Source organism: Pseudomonas sp. LG1E9 (genome assembly GCF_003290225.1).
Taxonomy (GTDB): Bacteria; Pseudomonadota; Gammaproteobacteria; order Pseudomonadales; family Pseudomonadaceae; genus Aquipseudomonas; species Aquipseudomonas cyclaminis.
The window spans coordinates 138,509-155,630 of sequence record NZ_CP029983.1; the positions used below are offsets into that span (position 1 = coordinate 138,509).

Annotated in this window: 17 protein-coding genes; 12 read left to right on the forward strand and 5 right to left on the reverse strand. The window is 61.9% G+C overall.

Going from position 1 to position 17,122, the window contains the following annotated elements:
- Positions 1–238 precede the first annotated feature (238 nt).
- The 8 genes from DNK50_RS00805 (at position 239) to DNK50_RS00840 (ending at position 9,212) form a co-directional block, all read left to right on the forward strand.
- Complete coding sequence (locus tag DNK50_RS00805; protein WP_177411500.1) at positions 239–2,161, forward strand: putative nucleotidyltransferase substrate binding domain-containing protein; 1,923 nt, start codon at positions 239–241, stop codon at positions 2,159–2,161.
- Entirely contained in the window at positions 2,158–2,865 is a 708-nt protein-coding gene (locus tag DNK50_RS00810) for a PolC-type DNA polymerase III (RefSeq protein ID WP_112192599.1), read from the forward strand. Before DNK50_RS00805 ends, DNK50_RS00810 begins: the two co-directional genes overlap by 4 nt.
- 100 nt (positions 2,866–2,965) lie before the next feature.
- Positions 2,966–3,484, forward strand: a complete 519-nt coding sequence (locus DNK50_RS00815; RefSeq protein ID WP_112192600.1) for an RNA polymerase sigma factor — start codon at positions 2,966–2,968, stop codon at positions 3,482–3,484.
- On the forward strand, positions 3,481–4,449 hold the full coding sequence (locus DNK50_RS00820; protein WP_112192601.1) for a FecR domain-containing protein: 969 nt from the start codon (positions 3,481–3,483) through the stop codon (positions 4,447–4,449). Before DNK50_RS00815 ends, DNK50_RS00820 begins: the two co-directional genes overlap by 4 nt.
- A 183-nt stretch (positions 4,450–4,632) precedes the next feature.
- Positions 4,633–7,071 carry a TonB-dependent siderophore receptor gene (locus tag DNK50_RS00825; protein WP_112192602.1) on the forward strand — a complete coding sequence of 813 codons (2,439 nt, stop codon included), beginning with the start codon at positions 4,633–4,635 and terminating at the stop codon, positions 7,069–7,071.
- A gap of 64 nt (positions 7,072–7,135) precedes the next feature.
- On the forward strand, positions 7,136–8,239 hold the full coding sequence (locus DNK50_RS00830) for a PepSY domain-containing protein (RefSeq protein WP_112192603.1): 1,104 nt from the start codon (positions 7,136–7,138) through the stop codon (positions 8,237–8,239).
- Complete coding sequence (locus DNK50_RS00835) at positions 8,236–8,418, forward strand: hypothetical protein (protein WP_112192604.1); 183 nt, start codon at positions 8,236–8,238, stop codon at positions 8,416–8,418. Before DNK50_RS00830 ends, DNK50_RS00835 begins: the two co-directional genes overlap by 4 nt.
- Before the next feature lie 164 nt (positions 8,419–8,582).
- Positions 8,583–9,212, forward strand: a complete 630-nt coding sequence (locus tag DNK50_RS00840; protein ID WP_112192605.1) for a glutathione S-transferase — start codon at positions 8,583–8,585, stop codon at positions 9,210–9,212.
- A gap of 162 nt (positions 9,213–9,374) precedes the next feature.
- Here DNK50_RS00840 and creD read toward each other — a convergent pair whose 3' ends face one another.
- From creD to DNK50_RS00860, 4 genes are read right to left on the reverse strand one after another with little or no spacing between them, the layout of a single operon-like run.
- A complete protein-coding gene (gene creD, locus DNK50_RS00845; RefSeq protein WP_099585721.1) occupies positions 9,375–10,748 on the reverse strand; it encodes a cell envelope integrity protein CreD in 1,374 nt (457 codons plus the stop codon).
- Between the two features lie 51 nt (positions 10,749–10,799).
- A complete protein-coding gene (gene creC, locus DNK50_RS00850; protein ID WP_099585722.1) occupies positions 10,800–12,239 on the reverse strand; it encodes a two-component system sensor histidine kinase CreC in 1,440 nt (479 codons plus the stop codon).
- The gene (gene creB, locus DNK50_RS00855) at positions 12,239–12,907 is read right to left on the reverse strand and encodes a two-component system response regulator CreB (RefSeq protein WP_099585723.1); all 669 of its coding nucleotides are present in this window, start codon (positions 12,905–12,907) and stop codon (positions 12,239–12,241) included. Before creB ends, creC begins: the two co-directional genes overlap by 1 nt.
- 9 nt (positions 12,908–12,916) lie before the next feature.
- Entirely contained in the window at positions 12,917–13,417 is a 501-nt protein-coding gene (locus DNK50_RS00860) for an ATP-dependent zinc protease (RefSeq protein WP_099585724.1), read from the reverse strand.
- Between the two features lie 172 nt (positions 13,418–13,589).
- Between DNK50_RS00860 and DNK50_RS00865 the strand changes: the two genes are divergently transcribed.
- A complete protein-coding gene (locus DNK50_RS00865) occupies positions 13,590–14,477 on the forward strand; it encodes an acyltransferase (protein ID WP_112192606.1) in 888 nt (295 codons plus the stop codon).
- On the opposite strand, the gene DNK50_RS00870 is transcribed toward DNK50_RS00865, so the two are convergent.
- Positions 14,474–15,046 (reverse strand): DUF2780 domain-containing protein, encoded by a 573-nt coding sequence (locus tag DNK50_RS00870; protein ID WP_099585726.1) that lies wholly within the window; start codon positions 15,044–15,046, stop codon positions 14,474–14,476. The genes DNK50_RS00865 and DNK50_RS00870 overlap by 4 nt on opposite strands.
- Before the next feature lie 130 nt (positions 15,047–15,176).
- Here DNK50_RS00870 and DNK50_RS00875 point away from each other — a divergent pair, with 130 nt between their 5' ends.
- The 3 genes from DNK50_RS00875 to DNK50_RS00885 all read left to right on the forward strand — a co-directional run bounded on the left by DNK50_RS00875 (position 15,177) and on the right by DNK50_RS00885 (position 17,012).
- Positions 15,177–15,803: a sigma-70 family RNA polymerase sigma factor gene (locus DNK50_RS00875; RefSeq protein WP_112192607.1), complete on the forward strand. Its 627-nt coding sequence runs from the start codon at positions 15,177–15,179 to the stop codon at positions 15,801–15,803.
- Positions 15,800–16,477, forward strand: a complete 678-nt coding sequence (locus DNK50_RS00880; protein ID WP_112192608.1) for an anti-sigma factor domain-containing protein — start codon at positions 15,800–15,802, stop codon at positions 16,475–16,477. The genes DNK50_RS00875 and DNK50_RS00880 overlap by 4 nt, the downstream gene beginning before the upstream one ends.
- Before the next feature lie 76 nt (positions 16,478–16,553).
- Positions 16,554–17,012 (forward strand): anti-sigma factor domain-containing protein, encoded by a 459-nt coding sequence (locus DNK50_RS00885; protein ID WP_112192609.1) that lies wholly within the window; start codon positions 16,554–16,556, stop codon positions 17,010–17,012.
- Positions 17,013–17,122: the final 110 nt, after the last annotated feature.

The following is a 17,122-nucleotide window of genomic DNA, read 5'->3' on the forward strand; positions in this document are numbered from 1 at the left end:
CAGCAGTTTTCATCAATCCCCCAGCACACTCGTCAGACATCTGCGGAAGGGCGATCAATGTGCACTTCGTCGGAAAGTTTGCCTAGTGGGTGTTCTACGGGGTTTGGACGATATTCATGTAAGGTTTTTCCCTAGGTGTGTGCCGTTTGTATCGACCTAGACTTACGTCCAATGGGCACCCACCGCGTAGGAGCCGACCATGAGGGACGATAACGACAAAAAAACTGCGGTCACTGTTATGAGTAAAGCTGATGCTTTCACGCAGGCGGGTAAAACCGCCGTGTTGCAGAACATCCACGGCACCCTGCAATTCCTGCAACGTTTCCCGCCATTCAATCAAATGGAAAATGCGCACCTGGCGTTTTTGGTTGAACAGTGTCAATTACGCTTCTTCGGCCCCGGCGAGAGCATTCTCAAGCCATCGGGCGGGCCGGTGGAGCACTTCTACATCGTCAAGCAAGGCCGCGTCGTGGGCGAGCGGCCGGAGTCGGCAGAAACCACCTTTGAAATCACCACCGGCGAGTGCTTCCCCCTCGCCGCGCTGCTGGGCGAACGGGACACGCGCACTGAGCATAAAGCCGCCGAAGACACCTTCTGCCTGCAATTGAACAAACCGGCCTTTATCAAGCTGTTCGCCCTCTCCAGCCCGTTTCGCGACTTTGCCCTGCGTGGCGTCAGCAGCCTGTTGGATCAGGTCAACCAGCAGGTGCAGCAAAAAGCCGTGGAAACCCTCGGCACTCAATATTCGTTGAACACCCGCCTGGGCGAATTGGCCATGCGCCACCCGGTGATGTGCAGCCCGGACACGCCGCTGCGCGAAGCGGTGACACTGATGCACGAGCAACAAGTGGGCAGCATTGTGATTGTCGACGCGCACCAGGCGCCTCTGGGGATTTTTACCCTGCGCGATCTGCGCCATGTGGTGGCCGACGGCACCAGTAATTTCAGCCAGGCCATCGACAGTTATATGACCCAGGCGCCGTTCTTCCTGACCCCGGACCACAGCGCTTTCGACGCGGCAATCGCCATGACCGAGCGGCATATCGCCCATGTGTGCCTGGTCAAGGACCAGCGCCTGTGTGGCGTGGTGTCCGAGCGCGACCTGTTTTCCCTGCAACGGGTCGACCTGGTGCACTTGGCCCGCACCATCCGCAACGCGCCCAGGGTGGAGAATCTGGTGGCGATTCGCGGGGAGATCGGCCAGTTGGTCGAGCGGATGCTCGCCCATGGCGCGTCGTCCACCCAGATTACTCACATCATTACCCTGCTCAACGATCACACCGTGTGCCGGGTGATCGAGCTGACACTCGCCGAAAAAGGCGACCCCGGTGTGCCCTTCAGTTGGTTGTGTTTCGGCAGCGAAGGCCGTCGCGAGCAAACGCTGTACACCGACCAGGACAACGGCATTCTGTTCGAGGCCAGGGACGCGGTGGAAGCCGCCGAGATTCGCGGTCGGTTGCTGCCCCTGGCGCAGCAGATCAACCAGAGCCTGGCGCTGTGCGGGTTCAGCCTGTGCAAAGGCAACATCATGGCTGGCAACCCCGAGCTGTGCCTGTCGCGGGCGGAATGGGCGCGGCGGTTTGCGGCGTTTATTCGTGAGGCGACGCCGGAAAACCTGTTGGGTTCGAGCATCTATTTTGATCTGCGGGTGGTGTGGGGCGATGAACAGGGTTGCGAGCACTTGCGCCAAAGCATTCTGGATCAGGTGGCGGATAACCGGCTGTTTCAACGCATGCTTGCAGAGAATGCCTTGCGCCAACGGCCACCTGTAGGACGTTTCCGTGAATTCGTGCTGACACGCAAAAGCGGTGAAAAGGCCACACTCGACCTCAAAGTGCAGGGGCTTACGCCATTCGTCGATGGAGCGCGCCTGCTGGCGCTGGCCAATGGTATTCACGCCAACAACACCCTGGAGCGCCTGCGTCAGTTGGTGGCCAAGGAGGTCATCGAGCCGCTGGACGGCGCCGCGTATGAAGAGGCGTACCACTTTATCCAGCAAACCCGCATGCAGCAGCACCAGTTGCAGACCCGCGAGAACCAGCCGTATTCCAATCGCGTCGACCCCGACAGCCTCAACCACCTCGACCGCCGCATCCTGCGTGAATCCCTGCGCCAGGCCCAGCGTCTGCAAAGCAGCCTGACGTTGCGGTACCAACTGTGAGTTGGTTCGACTGGCTACGTACGAAAAAGCCCGGACTCGATGCCGCGCAACAACGGCGCCTGGAGCAACTGTCCAAGCCGGTGCCGCTGGGCGACACCCCATTGCGCGCCCAACGCTGGGTGGTGGTGGACCTGGAAACCAGCGGCCTGAACCTCAACCGTGATCAGGTACTGTCCATCGGCGCAGTGGTGATTGAAGACGGCGCGGTGGATTTCTCCCAGCTGTTCGAGCGCACCCTGCAACGCGCAGAAACAAAACTCAGCCCCAGCGTGTTGATCCACGGCCTCGGCCCCAGCGCCATCGCCGCCGGCAGTGATCCGGTAGAAGCGCTGCTGGACTTCATGGCATTCGTCGGCGACAGCCCATTGCTGGCTTTCCATGCGCCCTTCGACCAGCACATGCTGGGCCGCGCACTCAAGGACAGCCTGGGTTATCGCTTGGCGCACCCGTTTCTGGATGTGGCCGACATCGCCCCGCTGCTGTGCCCCGAGGCGCATATCCGCGAAGCCGGGCTGGATGACTGGATCAACCATTTCCAGCTGCACGTGGGCGAACGCCATCACGCCAGCGCCGATGCCCTGGCCACGGCGGAACTGATGCTGATTCTGTTCAGCCGTGCGCGACAGCAGCACATCGACTCCCCACAGGCGCTGCAGGAGCGTTTGAGCCAATGGAACCGGCGTAAACGAGCGCCATCGTTTTAATGTCATCTCCCGACGGACGCCAATTGCGCCCACCCCACGCCTCTGACACAATCGCGAATAATTCTCGTTAGTTTAAACCCCTTGTTTATTCGGTGATGCCTTGTCGTCGGCCCAGACCCCACACAGTGAGCTTGTTGGCGCGTTGTATCGCGACCATCGTGGCTGGCTGCTGGCCTGGCTGCGGCGCAATGTGGCCTGCCCGAGCCGCGCCGAAGACCTGAGCCAGGATACTTTCATGCGCCTGCTGGGCCGTGACGAGTTGCGCGAACCCCGCGAGCCTCGGGCATTTCTGGTGGCGATCGCCAAAGGCTTGTTGTTCGACTACTTCCGTCGCGCCGCCCTGGAACAGGCCTATCTCACCGAATTGATGCTGATCCCGGAAAGCGAACACCCGTCCCCGGAAGAACAGCAACTGATCCTCGAAGACCTCAAGGCCATCGACCGCCTGCTCGGCAAGCTGTCGAGCAAGGCCCGCGCCGCCTTCCTCTATAACCGTCTCGACGGCCTGGGTCACGCAGAGATCGCCCAGCGCCTCGGCGTGTCGGTGCCTCGTGTGCGCCAGTACCTGGCCCAGGGCATTCGCCAGTGCTATATCGCGCTGTATGGCGAGCCAACGTGAGTGCGATCAGCGCCAAGCCGGTGTCGGCCCGTGTGCTGGATGCGGCGATTGCCTGGCAGTTGTCCCTGGACTCCGGCGACGGCAGCGCCGTAGAACGCGAAGAGTTCAGCAAATGGCTGGCCAGCCATGAAGAACACGCTCGCGCCTGGCGCCAACTGGGCATGCTCGACCAACGCTTCGGCGTGGCCTCGGGCCCGGCGCGGGCGGCATTGCTGCAGTCGCGCGAAGGCATTCGCCAGCGGGTGCGCAAGCTCGGCACTGGCCTGGCGAGTATCGCGCTGGTGTGCGGTCTGGCGTTGTTTGCCGGCGAGCGCTATGTGCCGATCCACTATTGGCTGGCCGACCAGCGCACCGCCACCGGCGAACAGCGCACGCTGAAACTGGCGGACGGCACCCGGATCAACCTCAATACCCACAGTGCCATCGACGTGCGCTTTGATGAAAAACGCCGGCTGATCGTGTTGCAGGACGGCGAAATCCTCGTCGAGACCGGCCACAACGATGCGCGCCCGTTCTACGTGCAAACCCGCGACGGCAGCCTGCGAGCGCTGGGCACGCGGTTTATCGTCAAGCGCGAGGAAGGCGCCACGCGATTGAGCGTTTTGCAATCGGCAGTCGCGGCGCAGCCGGAAGCCTTGCACCAGGAACAGATTTTCAAGGAAGGCCAGCAAGTGCTGATGCGCAGTGACGGCCTCGGCCCACTGCTGGCCGTCACCCCCGCCACCGACGCCTGGACCCGCGGCATGCTGGTGGTCGACAACGCCCGCCTGGGCGACGTGGTGGATGAGCTCAGCCGCTACCGCACCGGCTACCTGGGCGTGGACAAAAACGTGGCTGACCTGCGCATCACCGGCAGCTTCCCGCTGCACGACACCACACTGGCGCTCAACGCCCTGCTGCCGACCCTGCCGGTGCGGATCGAGCAGCACACGCCGTGGTGGGTGACGGTCAAGGGTAAGCCGTAGGGTCTGTGGTCGCTGGGCGATCGCTATCGAGGGCAAGCCCCCTCCCACATTTTTGTGGGAGGGGCTTGCCCCCGATGAGGTCCTCAAACACCCCACAAAAAATATTTTCGCCCTGCCCTATCACTTTTCGATTCTCGTTCGGCACCTAGGCAATTGAGAAATATTTCCATTCAGGAGCCGCCCATGTCCCGCACGCTAGACACCTTGTTGCGCCCCAGCCTGTTAGCCGTGGCCATTGCCCTCAGCGCCCCGCTGGCCAGCACCTCGCTGTTCGCCGCCGAACAGGCGTCCAGCGTGCGTGCCTACAACCTGCCTGCCGCATCGCTGGCCACGACCCTGAACCAGATCGCCAGCCAGGCCGGCCTCGCGCTGACCCTCAACCCGGCGCTGGCGGCGGGCAAGACTTCGGCTCCGGTCAAAGGCCAGTTCGATGCGCAAGGCGCACTGCGCGAAGCGTTGCGTGGCACCGGGTTGCAGTTGGAGCAGAGCAGCGCTGGGACGTTTACCTTGGTGGCGATTCCCGAGGGGGTTGTGGCGTTGCCGGAGACCAGCATCATTGGGCAGGGCGATAGCGAAAGCGCTTGGGGGCCGGTGGAGGGTTACGTCGCCACCCGCACAGCGGCTGGCACCAAGACCGATACGCCTATCGCCGAACTGCCTCGCTCGGTCACGGTGATCACTCGTCAGCAAATGGAAGACCGCTCCGTTCTCAACCTTAACGATGCCCTGCGGTACACCGCTGGCGTGCAGAGCAGCGGCTATGGCTCCGACTCGCGCAGTGACTGGCTGCTGGTACGCGGTTTTGTTCCGACGCAATTCCTTGATGGCCTGCCACTGCCTAAAGGCAACTACGCCACGCCGAAAATCGACACGTGGAATCTTGAGCGCATTGCCGTCCTGCGGGGCCCGGCCTCTTCGGTCTATGGGCAGACTCCGCCTGGCGGTTTGCTGGACATGGTCAGCCGCCGCCCTCAGGCACAAAGCTCGAATGAAATTGAAGTTCAAGCCGGCAGCAATAACCACAAACAGATCAACTTCGACAGCACCGGCAAGGTCGACGATGAAGGCCAGTTCCTCTACCGCGTCAGCGGTGTGGTGCGCGACAGCAACACCGCTGTCGATCACATCCCGGACAAGCGCTACAACGTCGCACCCAGCCTGACGTGGAATATCAACGACGACACCAGGCTCACGCTACTGACCCAGTTCACCCGCGACGATACGGGTATCACCGGGCAGTTCCTGCCATTGCAAGGCACCAAGTTGAGTTCACCGGCCGGCAAGATTTCCCACCACAAAAACCTGGGTGATCCGGACTGGGAATTCTACGACCGCACTTACTACGCGCTGGGTTACGCCTTCGAGACGCGCCTGAACGACACCTGGCAGTTCCATCAAAACCTGCGTTACACCAAGAACGACCTGTCCTTCCAGGGCATTACCGCCGGTGGCGCGTTCTTTCCGAATGGCCCTGAAGTTGCGGTTGATGCCGATGGCAACGTGAGTCGTTCAGCTGGCAAGGTCGATGAAAACATCGGCCAGTTCGCCGTCGACAACAACTTCCAGGCTGACTTCAAGACTGGTGCAATCAATCACACCCTGCTGCTGGGCCTCGACCACCAGCGCTCCGACAGCGATGCGCGCTGGCTGTGGGGCTCGGCGGGCGTGCCGACCATCAACTTCAACCGTCCGGTGTATGGGCAGGACTTCTCGAAAGTCACCTACTTCACCATGTACGACTACAACCAGAAGACCCAGCAGACCGGTCTCTATCTTCAAGACCAAATGGCTCTCGACAACTGGCGCCTGACGCTCGGCGGGCGTGAAGACTGGGTCCATACCGGCACCACGTTCCATAACCTCAACGACGCAACCAATACTCAGCGTGACAAGCATTTCAGCGGTAACGCAGCGCTGAGCTATGTCTTCGACAACGGCATCACCCCGTACCTCTCCTACGCTGAATCATTCCAGGCCGGCTCGGGTACACAAGTGGGCAGCACCGGGGCATTCAAGCCCACCGAAGGCAAGCAATATGAAGCCGGTGTCAAATACCAGCCGCCAGGCACAAAAGCGTTGTTCACCGCTGCGGTGTTCGACCTGACCCAACAAAACACCTCGGTCACCGAAGGCAGCATCACTCGCCAAGTCGGTGAGGTACGAGTCCGTGGACTTGAATTGGAAGCCAGCGCCGACGTTACCGAGAGCCTCAAGCTCGTGGGTTCCTATACCTATAACGACAGTGAAATCACTGAAGGTGTTGCCGCAGAAAAAGGCAATCGTCTGAACCAGCTGCCTCGCAACCAAGCCACCGGCTGGGCCGACTACACCTGGCGCAGCGGCATGCTGGACGGATTCGGTGTGGGTGCAGGCGTGCGCTACGTCGGCGACACCTACGGCAATGCCGCCAACACCGACCTCGGTCATGTGGGCTCCTACACCGTATACGACGCCTCGGTGCACTACGACCTGGGCCGCGTAAACAGCTCCATGAAAGGTGTGACCGTGGCAGTCGACGCCAAGAACATCTTCAACAAGGATTACCTGTCGACCTGCGACGGCTTCTACTGCTACTACGGTGACCAGCGTAACGTGGTCGCCAGCGTGAACTACAAATTCTAAGACGGTGAAAAACCGCTGATGAAGGGCCGCCTGAACCGCGGCCCTTTTGCCTTTTGGAGCCGTGATGAAAAGCAAAACCATCCGCCGCTGGTCCTTCCTCCACACCTGGACCAGCCTGATCTGCACCGTATTCCTCCTGCTGCTCGCCCTCACTGGCCTGCCGCTGGTGTTTCACCATGAGATCGACCATCTGCTGGGCAACGAGCCCACGCTGGCACAGATGCCTGCCGATACGCCGCAGCTCAACCTGGAGCAGCTTGTCGCCAAAGCAGAGGCCCATCGACCCGGCGAAGCCATGCAATACCTGGCCTGGGACGAGGACGATCAGAACGGCGTGATCGCGATCATGGCCGCCACCGCCGGCACCGAGCCCAATTCGTCCCACACCTTCATGCTCGACGCGCGCACCGGCGATGCGGTGGAAATGCCCTCGGCCAATGGCGGCTTCACGCTGTTCCTGCTGCGCCTGCATGTGGATATGTTCGCCGGGTTGCCCGGCAAGTTGCTGCTGGCGCTCATGGGCGTGCTGTTTGTGCTGGCGATCATCTCCGGCACGGTGTTGTACCTGCCGTTTATGCGTCGCTTGAAGTTCGCCACCGTGCGCCAGGACAAATCCACCCGCCTGCGCTGGCTCGACCTGCACAACCTGATTGGCGTGGTCACCCTGACCTGGGCGCTGGTGGTGGGCGTGACCGGCGTGATCAGCGCCTGCGCCGACCTGATCATCGCCGCCTGGCGCCAGGACAGCCTCAACGCCTTGATCGAACCCTACAAGAACGCTCCGCCGCTGACCCTGCGTGCGCCTGCAACGGAACTGCTGACCATCGCCGCCGAGGCCGCCCCCGGCATGCGGCCGGACTTTATCGCCTTCCCCGGCACGCGCTTTTCCAGCGAGCACCATTACGCGGTGTTCATGAAGGGCAGCACGCACCTGACCTCGCACCTGCTCACGCCGGTGCTGATCGACGCCAGTACCCTGGCCGTCACCGCCATCGCCGAACGCCCGTGGTACATGGACGCCATGGGCATGTCCCAGCCGCTGCACTTCGGTGATTACGGCGGCATGCCGATGAAGATCCTGTGGGCGGTGCTGGATGTGTTGACCATCGTGGTGCTGATCAGCGGGATTTACCTGTGGATCGTGCGACGCAAGGCAGGCAAGGCATGAAGCCGCGTCAGTCGAATTTCTGGAAGGTGTTTGGCCTTCCGCTGGGGATTGGCCTGCTCAGCGCCGCCGGGTTGTTTGCGGCGCTGCTGGGGGATGGGCTGTGGGATTCGTTGAGTTGGCTCGGGCTGGGCATACCTGCCGCCATAGGTGCGTGGGGGTTGTTCAAGCGGCGCGACTGAGGACCTCATCGGGGGCAAGCCCCCTCCCACATTCTGATTTGTGAACACGTTCAAGTGTGGGAGGGGGCTTGCCCTCGATGAGGCCCATAAAAACCCCCACAATCCCCCTCGCCAGCCACCGCGCAACCCTCTAGGCTAGCCCCAGCCTATTCAGAGGAATGCCCATGTCCGCTCCCAGCATGACCTTGTTTCATAACCCGGCTTCACCCTTCGTGCGTAAAGTCCGCGTGCTGCTGATCGAAACCGGCCAGCAGGATCGCGTCGCCCTGCAAGGGTGCATGCCGACCCCAGTCAACCCGGATGCTCAGGTGGTGCAAGGCAACCCCGTGGGCAAGATCCCGGCCCTGCGCCTGGCGGACGGCACGGTATTGCACGACAGCCGGGTGATCCTCGATTACCTGGACTACCAGCATGTAGGCAACCCGCTGATCCCCCGCGATGGCTCGGCGCGCTGGCGCCGCCTGACCCTGGCGTCGATGGCCGACGGCATCATGGATGCCGCCGTGCTGGTGCGCTACGAAACCACCCTGCGCCCGGTAGAAAAACACTGGACCCCGTGGCTCGACGAGCAGCGCCACAAGATGCGTCGCGCCCTCGCCGAATTGGAGCAGGACGCGATTGCCGAACTGACCAGCCACTTCGACATCGCCGCCATCAGCGTGGCCTGCGCCTTGGGTTATCTGGACTTTCGCCATCCGGACATGCAGTGGCGGTTGGATAATCCCAAGCTAGCTGCGTGGTACGCCGAGGTCAGCCAGCGGCCGTCGATGCAGCAGACCCAACCACCCATGTGAGGTTTCGTGGCGAGGGAGCTTGCTCCCGCTGGGCTGCGCAGCAGTCCCCTTCTTGAGGGCCGCTTCGCGCCCCAGCGGGAGCAAGCTCGCTCGCCACAAAAAATAGCCTGTCAATCCGTGACACCAATGTTGCCTTCATTTGCTGATCCTCGCGCAACCCGATCATTGCACTGCCTCCAGATCAAACACCAACGGCTCAACCTCCTTGCGCTTGCCCACGCCATACCAGTCCAGCTTACGCGTCAGCACCATCACCGTACCCAGCAGACCGAACAGCAACAACGACCCCATCAGCAGCGCGTAATCCTCGGCGCTCAACAGTCCGTACAACAAGCCATACAACGCCGCCAACCCCGCCGAAAACCCCAGGCCATGGACGACGCTGCGCAGCACGTGGCACACATAAAAGCCGATCAACATCACACAGGCACTCGCCGAGATCAGGTACGCCAGGGCAAAGCCCAAGTGCTCGGACAGCGACAACAGCAGCAGGTAGAAGAACGCCAGCGCCACGCCCACCAAGGCGTATTGAATCGGGTGCACCGCCAGGCTCTTGAGCACTTCGAACAGGAAGAAGCCGGCAAAGGTCAGGGCGATAAACAGCAGTGCGTATTTGATCGCACGGTCGCTCTTGAGGTACTGGTCCACCGGGTCGATGAAGTTCACGCCGAAGCTGCGGCTGTTGAAGTCCTCGCAGCTGTTTTCGGACAGGCAACCGCGTAGGGCTTCTTCAAGGTTGGTGGAGAAGAACGAGGTCTGCCAGTTGGCGGTAAAACCTTGGTCGGTAACCTCGCGCTGAGCCGGCAGGAAGTTGCCGATAAAGCTCGGGTGCGGCCAATTGGAGGCCAGCGACACCTGGCTGGTCTTGCCCACCGGCACCACTTGCAGTTGTTCGGTGCCTTGCAGGCGCAGGTCAAAGGCGAAGTCCATGGCGGCCGGTTTCTTGTTGTCCTGCGCCGGCAGTTCGACGTGTACACCCTCGCCCAGCCAGCCCACCTGGCTGCCCGGCGAGAACTCCAGGCGCTGGCTGCCCAGTTCCAGTTTCAGTGCGTTTTCGATGCCGCGAATATCGCTGATGCCCACCGCCAGAAACGCCGGTTCAAAACGGTAATCGGCATAGTTCTCGGTGATGCCCCACTGCTCCGGCAGCACAAAACGCCCGCTGATGCGGTTGTCGGCATGGAACAGTCGCGCCTGGTAAATGCCCCGTGCGCGCAGTTCGGTCTGCACCTTGCCATCGAGCTCAAAACGCTCCGGCAGGAAGTACAAACGACCACGCACTTCACGGGTTTCTTCGTAGCGCTTGTTGAGCTTTTCATTGAGCTTCCACTCGCGCACGGTTTTGCGATACGGCACCACCATCACCGGGCCGGTGAGGCGCTGGGCGTAGCTGGAACTGCGGGCGATGTCCATCAATACGCCGTCGCGCAGTTGCTGGCGGTCGCTGATGATGCCGTTGATCATCAGCAACGGAATCAGCAACAGCAGGATCAGCAGCGCAATCGCGCCAAGTTTGAAAAGCAGGCTGCGGTTCATGGGTCTCTCCCTGTTTTGATGGAGGGAGAGTGGGCCGCGTGTGTGGGGGTTTTATGTGGGCAATGTGGAGACTGTGTGGAGATGCAGTTCCACGCGCACGCCGCCGGGGACGTTACCGATCTGCAAAGCGCCGCCGTGGAGCTTCATCACTTCCTCGACAAAGTTCAGACCCAGGCCCGTGCTTTTGCGTCCGCTGGCCGGGCGTGGCAGCGAATAAAAGCGTTCGCTCAGACGCGGCAAGGCGTAGTCGGGAATCGGCGCAGCCTGGTTGAACAGGCTCACCTGCACTGCGTTGTGGTGCGTCTGCGCCGCGAATTTCAACAGGCCGCCCGGCGGTGTGAAATCCAACGCGTTCTCCAGCAGATTGCCCAGCGCCTGGCGCAGCAGAAAGGGCTCGCCGAACACCTTCACATCCGCCGCGATCGTCTGCTCCACTCGCAAGCCGGCGCTTTCGATCCGTGCACATTGGGCCTTGAGCACTTCGTCGACCAAGGCGGCCAGCGCGATACTTGCCTGCTCCTCCAGGCCCTGGCGTTGTTCCACTTGCGCCAGGTTCAGCAGGCGCTCGATCAACTGTTGCAGGCGTGCGCTTTCGCTGTCGATATTGCCGACAAAACGCTGCTGCTGCTCGCGGGTCATGTCGCCCTGCAACAGCTCCGCCGCGCCGCGAATCGCCGCCAGCGGGCTTTTCAATTCATGGGTCAGGGTGTGCACGTAATGCTCGACGTAGGCCTTGCCCTCCAGTTGCGTGCGCATGTGCTCCACGGCGGTGGACAACTGCTTCAACTCGCCGCCACGGTAGTGAGGCAACTCGGCGCGCCGCCCTTCACTGACCGCCTCGGCATAGGCCGTCAGCCGCCGTAGCGCGACGCTCAACCACCACGACAACAGCGCGCCCAGCAGCAGGCCCAGGATGACCAATCCGGCGCCGTACCACAGCAGGCGCCGCTCGGTGCGATCCACATAAGGCTGCAATGAGCTATTGGGTTTGGCCACAGTGACCACGCCGATGATCTGCCCGTTGTCGCGGATCGGCGCGCCCACGTGCATCACTGATGAAGTGGCGTCATCCACATCGCTGCGGGTGGAACGGGCGCCGTATTCGCCGCGCAGGGTGAGGTAGACATCGTTCCATTTGGAGTAGTCCTGGCCCACCGCCTGGCCCGTGGAGTCGAGCAACACGATGCCTTTGGCGTCGGTGACGTAGATGCGGTGGTTGACCTGGTTTTTCGGCAGGCCCCAGATGGTCGCGCCCGGCTGGCGGTTGCCGTAGGCCTTGAGCAGTTCCTGCCAGTGGCTTTGGCCAAGGGTGCGGTTTTTCACGTCGTCGCGCAGGATCTCGGCCAACAGATTGGCGGTGTCCACCAGCGTTTCTTCGGTGGACTGGCGCACGCCGGGGCGGATTTCCTTCATGACGGTGCTGAGCACAAAGTAACCGGTAAGGCCGATAAACAGCGCGTACACCAGGAAAATCCGCAGCCCCAGGCGCATCAGCTGTTGCTCGGGCTGTAGCTGTAGCCCAGGCCACGATGGGTCTGGATCGGCTCGGCCTGCGCTGCCACGCTACGCAGTTTGCTGCGCAGGCTTTTGATATGGCTGTCGATATTGCGCTCGTAGCCGGCATCCGCCGGTACGCCCACCGCATCGAGCAACTGCTCGCGGCTGAACACCCGCTCGGGTTGCTCCAGCAGGCTTTGCAGCAGGCGGAACTCATGGCGCGTGAGGTTCAGGGGCTGGCCGCGATAGTGGATCTGCATGCGTTCCAGATCCACTTGGAACACTGGCGGTGCAACGCCAGGGCCGACCCGCTTGAGGATTGCCTTGACCCGCGCCGCCACTTCCCGAGGGCTGAACGGCTTGACCACATAATCGTCAGCGCCGATTTCCAGCCCCACCACGCGGTCGATTTCGCCATCGCGGGCGCTGAGGAACATCACCGGCACTTCGGTGAAACGGCGCAATTGCTTGCAGGTTTCAAACCCGCTGATGTCGGGCAGGCCGATGTCGAGGATGATCAGGTCGGCGGGGCTCTGGCGCTGATGGGCCAACGCCTCCTGGCCGAGGCTCAGCCAGGTGGTGGTGAAACCCTCGCCTTGCAGGGCGAATATCAGCGTATCGGCTATCGCCGCTTCGTCTTCGACAATCAGGATGTGGGGCATTTGGGTCTGTCAGCAGTCCGGTTTGTCGGCAGTGTACCGACGGGCCGGGTTTACCGCTGCGCCAAATTCACGCAGGGCCTTGGCGCCGATCAGCAGCGGGTAGTTGAAGCTGCTGCGGTCGGTAAGGTTGACCTCGACGGTGCGCTTGACGTCGCCCAGGCACATTTCCAGATCGATCACCGGACGCTTGGCCACGCTGGCTTCGTCCTTGTCGTCGTCTTCGTCGGCGCGGCTCTTGATCTTGCTGATGCGCGAGACTTTGTGTTCGTAGACTTTGTTGGAAGCGTCCTTGCCGCCGAGGCGGAAGCGCACCCAATCGTCGCCATCACGGGTGAAGGTTTCGATGTCGCGGGCCGACAGCGAGGCGGTCAGCGCGCCGGTGTCCATCTTGGCCTTGAAGGTTTCGCCGATCTCCGGCAACTGGATGTATTCGTAGCGACCGTAAAGGGTCGGCTCGGCGGCCATGACGGGCAGCGCAACGAGGGCAAGCAAGGCAAGGATAGATTTCACGTAGGTGGTTTCCTTGAATTAAGTAGGCGGATTCTAGACCGCAAAAGTGACTGTTAGTTAGTCTGCCCACCGTACCCGGTGCCTTGTGAAACATTCGTCAGGCGTTTTGCGATTTGGCCTCTAGACTCAGCTCTCTTATCATGGCCCGCCCACAAGATCCCAAGAGTTGCTTATGCGCCGCCTGCTCACCGGCTGTCTAGTCACCCTGCTGCTGTTACTCAATACGCTGATCCTGATCGGCCCCTTGCTGGTGTTCGCCCTGCTCAAGCTGGTGGCTCCGGGGCGCTCGCGTGACTACATGTCGTGGGCGGTGATGTGGATCGCCGAGACCTGGGCCGAGATCGACAAACTGATCTTCGCACGCTGCATCCCCACCCAATGGGACATTCGCGGCGGCGACGACTTGCGCAGTGACACCTCGTATCTGGTCATCAGCAACCACCAATCCTGGGTGGATATTCCGGCGCTGATCCAGGCGCTTAACCGGCGTACGCCGTTCTTTAAGTTCTTCCTGAAAAAAGAACTGATCTGGGTGCCCTTCCTGGGCCTCGCCTGGTGGGCGCTGGATTACCCGTTCATGAAGCGCTACAGCAAGGCATTCCTGGCCAAGCATCCGGAACTGGCGGGGCAGGATCTTAAAATCACCAAAGAGGCCTGCGAGCTGTTCAAGCGCCAGCCGGTGACGGTGGTCAATTACCTGGAAGGTACGCGGTTCACCAAGGCCAAGCGCACGCAGCAGGGTTCACCCTTCACGCGGTTGCTCAAGCCCAAGGCGGGCGGCGTGGCGTTTGTGCTGGCGGCGATGGGTGAACAACTGGACGCGATCCTCGACGTCACGGTGGTCTATCCGCAGCAGAAGATTCCGGGGTTCTGGGACTTGATCAGCGGCGCAGTGCCGAAGGTGATCATTGATATCCGTACCCGTGAGCTGGACCCGGCGTTGTGGCAGGGGGATTACGAGAACGATCCGGCGTTTCGCCAGACCGTCCAGAACTGGGTCAACCAGCTCTGGAAGGAGAAGGACGCGCGCATCGGGCAACTGCGCGCGGAATCGACTTAGCTGCCGGTGCCCCAGGCCTCGGCCAGCTTGCCCAGCACGGAACTGCTGGCACCCTGGCCGCCCAGGTACTGCAGGATCACCGGGGCGAATTGGCCGATCATGCCACTGTCCATGCCCAGCGCGCTGAACGCAGTGTTGAGGTCGTTGGTGTTCTTCACATTACCCAGCAGGCCGTCCAGGCCGCTGGTCTTGCTGCCGCCGGTCTGGCCGAGCATCCCGCTCAAGGCACCGAGGCTGCCCAGGGCATTGTTGCCCGATAGCTGATCCAGGCCAGGCACGCTGCTGCCCAACTGCGAGTAATCGTTGCCGCTCAGTTTGTTCTTGGCCAGGCCCAGCATGGCGCCAGTACCGCCAACGGCTTGTTCGGGGGTGATATTGAGTTGCGAGGTCAGGGCGCTCAGCAGGCCGGCCGTCTCGGAAGACGGCGCGGCGGCAGCGGCTTTGTTGCTGCCGCCCTGCATACCGGAAATGGCATTGGCCGCGTCGCCAAGGCTGAAGCCTGCGGCAAACACCGGGGTTGCCGCCAGGGTCATCAGACAGGAAAGGGCGAAACCGCGTGAAATCTTCATTGAAACAACCTCTGGATATAGGTGCGAAAGCAGGCGTTTGACTGGGTATTCCGGAGGATTGTTCCCATGCCCGCATCCGAATCGCCCTACCCTACGTATAGGCTTCATACCCCGCCCGGAGCAGGATGGAATGAATGCCCAAGCTGGACTAACCTCTGCCTACCGTGCGCAGTCCCGTCGCCCTCGAAAGAGAGCCTGGAGAAGCCCTATTACCCTCACCGATGCTGACCCGTTGCGGCCCCTGCTGGCCCAATGCGCCTTGGGCAATCGCCAAGCGTTCGAAACGCTCTATCGCACTGTATCGCCACGTCTGCACGGCGTGGCCATGCGCTTCATGGGCCGCCAGGACCTGGCTGAAGAGGTGCTGCAGGAAGCCTTCATACGCATCTGGTACAACGCCTCGCGTTACGAAGCCCACTTGGCTGCGCCGATGACCTGGATGATCAACATCACCCGCAACCTGGCCATCGACCAACTGCGTAAACGCCGCGAACAGCCCCTGGCCGACGGTCAAGAAGACGCCTTGCTCGACGAAAGCCCCAGCGCCCACGACCTGCTCGACAGCGAACGCGACGCCCGCGCCCTCAACCGCTGCCTCGACACCCTCGACGGCATGCAGCGTCAATCGATCACGGCGGCGTACTTCCAGGGCCTGTCGTGCTCGGAGTTGGCCGACCACTTGGCCGCGCCGCTGGGCTCGGTCAAATCCTGGATTCGCCGCGGCATGGAACGCCTGCGCAGGTGCCTCGAATCATGAACTACCAAACCACAGCCCTGCGCCGCGCCCTGGCCGCCGACTACGCCATCGGCCTGATGCCCGCCACCGCCCGTCGGCGTTTTGATGCCCTCTTGCTGGACGATGCCGCATTGCGCGTCGAACTGGGTCATTGGCAGCAAACGCTTGCCAGCCTGACCGGCGGCCTGCCCGAGCGGCCGGTGCCTGAGCATGTATGGGCAGCCATCAACGCGCGGATCGAGCCGCAAGTGCTGCATGTGCCGGCGCAGAAACCGTTCTGGATGAACCTGCGCCTGTTGGCGGCAGCCTTTGGGGTCGTGCTCGCGGTGCTGGTCGGCCTGCTTTACCAGCGCGACACATCCGTGGAATACAACGCCACGCTGGTCGCCGCCGACCAGCAACCGGCGCTGCACATCCAGGCGTTCAGCGACCACCTGCAAATCGAACCGCTGGCCTTGGCTGCGGTAGAGCCGACGCGAGACCTGGAGCTGTGGGTCATCCCGCCCGGTGGCAAACCCATCTCACTGGGGCTGGTACCGGCTGCCGGCAAGGGTCGAATCCAGTTGAGCAAGGAACAGCAAGCGCTGCTGACAGCGCCGCTGACCCTGGCCGTGAGCCTGGAGCCTCGGGGCGGCTCGCCGACCGGTCAACCAACCGGGCCGGTGCTGTATCAAGGCCAATTGGCATCACTGTGAGCTGAACCGGGGCCAGGAACCCATCGCGCCCATCGGGGTCAATGACAAGTGTGAAAGCCCTGTCAGGAAAATCTCAATGAGCGCGACACGTCCCACAGTGATTGAACAGAAGCCCCCATTCTGGAACCGCCCCCGCCTGCTTATCGGCGTCTGCGTGGCCCTCCTCAGCGGCCTCGGCGGCGCACTCTACACTCAAGACAACGTCCAATCCGCCGCCACCCTGGTGACCACCACCCAGCAACCGGCTGCGCAAATCAGGGCGCATAAGGATTACCTCGAAGTCGAACCCATCGCCGCCACTGCCCCGGCACCCGACCAAAGCCTGGAGCTGTGGGCCATGCCCGAAGGTGGCCAGCCGGTTTCGCTGGGGCTGTTGCCGGAGGATGGCCAAGGCATCATCGGCTTGAACCCGCGCCAGCAGGCGAGCATCAGCCAGCCGGTGGAATTGATGGTGAGTGCGGAAACCAAAGGTGGTTCGCTGAGTAAGCAACCGACAGGCCCGACGGTGTACCAGGGCGCACTGGCTATTCGCTGATAGCGTAAAACCCGTGTGGGAGGGGGCTTGCCCCCGATGGCAGAGTGTCAGGCAGCCTATGTGTAGCTGACCCACCGTCATCGGGAGCAAGCTCCCTCCCACATTTGATC

What these genes read in the sequence shown, in the direction of transcription:
- DNK50_RS00805 (WP_177411500.1), top strand. Translation starts at nt 239, where the DNA reads ATGAGTAAAGCTGATGCTTTCACGCAGGCGGGTAAAACCGCCGTGTTG.
- creB (WP_099585723.1), bottom strand. Translation starts at nt 12,907, where the DNA reads ATGCCCCACATCCTGATTGTCGAAGACGAAGCGGCGATAGCCGATACG.
- DNK50_RS00865 (WP_112192606.1), top strand. Translation starts at nt 13,590, where the DNA reads ATGCGCCGCCTGCTCACCGGCTGTCTAGTCACCCTGCTGCTGTTACTC.
- DNK50_RS00870 (WP_099585726.1), bottom strand. Translation starts at nt 15,046, where the DNA reads ATGAAGATTTCACGCGGTTTCGCCCTTTCCTGTCTGATGACCCTGGCG.
- creD (WP_099585721.1), bottom strand. Translation starts at nt 10,748, where the DNA reads ATGAACCGCAGCCTGCTTTTCAAACTTGGCGCGATTGCGCTGCTGATC.
- DNK50_RS00825 (WP_112192602.1), top strand. Translation starts at nt 4,633, where the DNA reads ATGTCCCGCACGCTAGACACCTTGTTGCGCCCCAGCCTGTTAGCCGTG.
- DNK50_RS00885 (WP_112192609.1), top strand. Translation starts at nt 16,554, where the DNA reads ATGAGCGCGACACGTCCCACAGTGATTGAACAGAAGCCCCCATTCTGG.
- creC (WP_099585722.1), bottom strand. Translation starts at nt 12,239, where the DNA reads ATGCGCCTGGGGCTGCGGATTTTCCTGGTGTACGCGCTGTTTATCGGC.
- DNK50_RS00830 (WP_112192603.1), top strand. Translation starts at nt 7,136, where the DNA reads ATGAAAAGCAAAACCATCCGCCGCTGGTCCTTCCTCCACACCTGGACC.
- DNK50_RS00880 (WP_112192608.1), top strand. Translation starts at nt 15,800, where the DNA reads ATGAACTACCAAACCACAGCCCTGCGCCGCGCCCTGGCCGCCGACTAC.
- DNK50_RS00875 (WP_112192607.1), top strand. Translation starts at nt 15,177, where the DNA reads ATGAATGCCCAAGCTGGACTAACCTCTGCCTACCGTGCGCAGTCCCGT.
- DNK50_RS00840 (WP_112192605.1), top strand. Translation starts at nt 8,583, where the DNA reads ATGTCCGCTCCCAGCATGACCTTGTTTCATAACCCGGCTTCACCCTTC.
- DNK50_RS00835 (WP_112192604.1), top strand. Translation starts at nt 8,236, where the DNA reads ATGAAGCCGCGTCAGTCGAATTTCTGGAAGGTGTTTGGCCTTCCGCTG.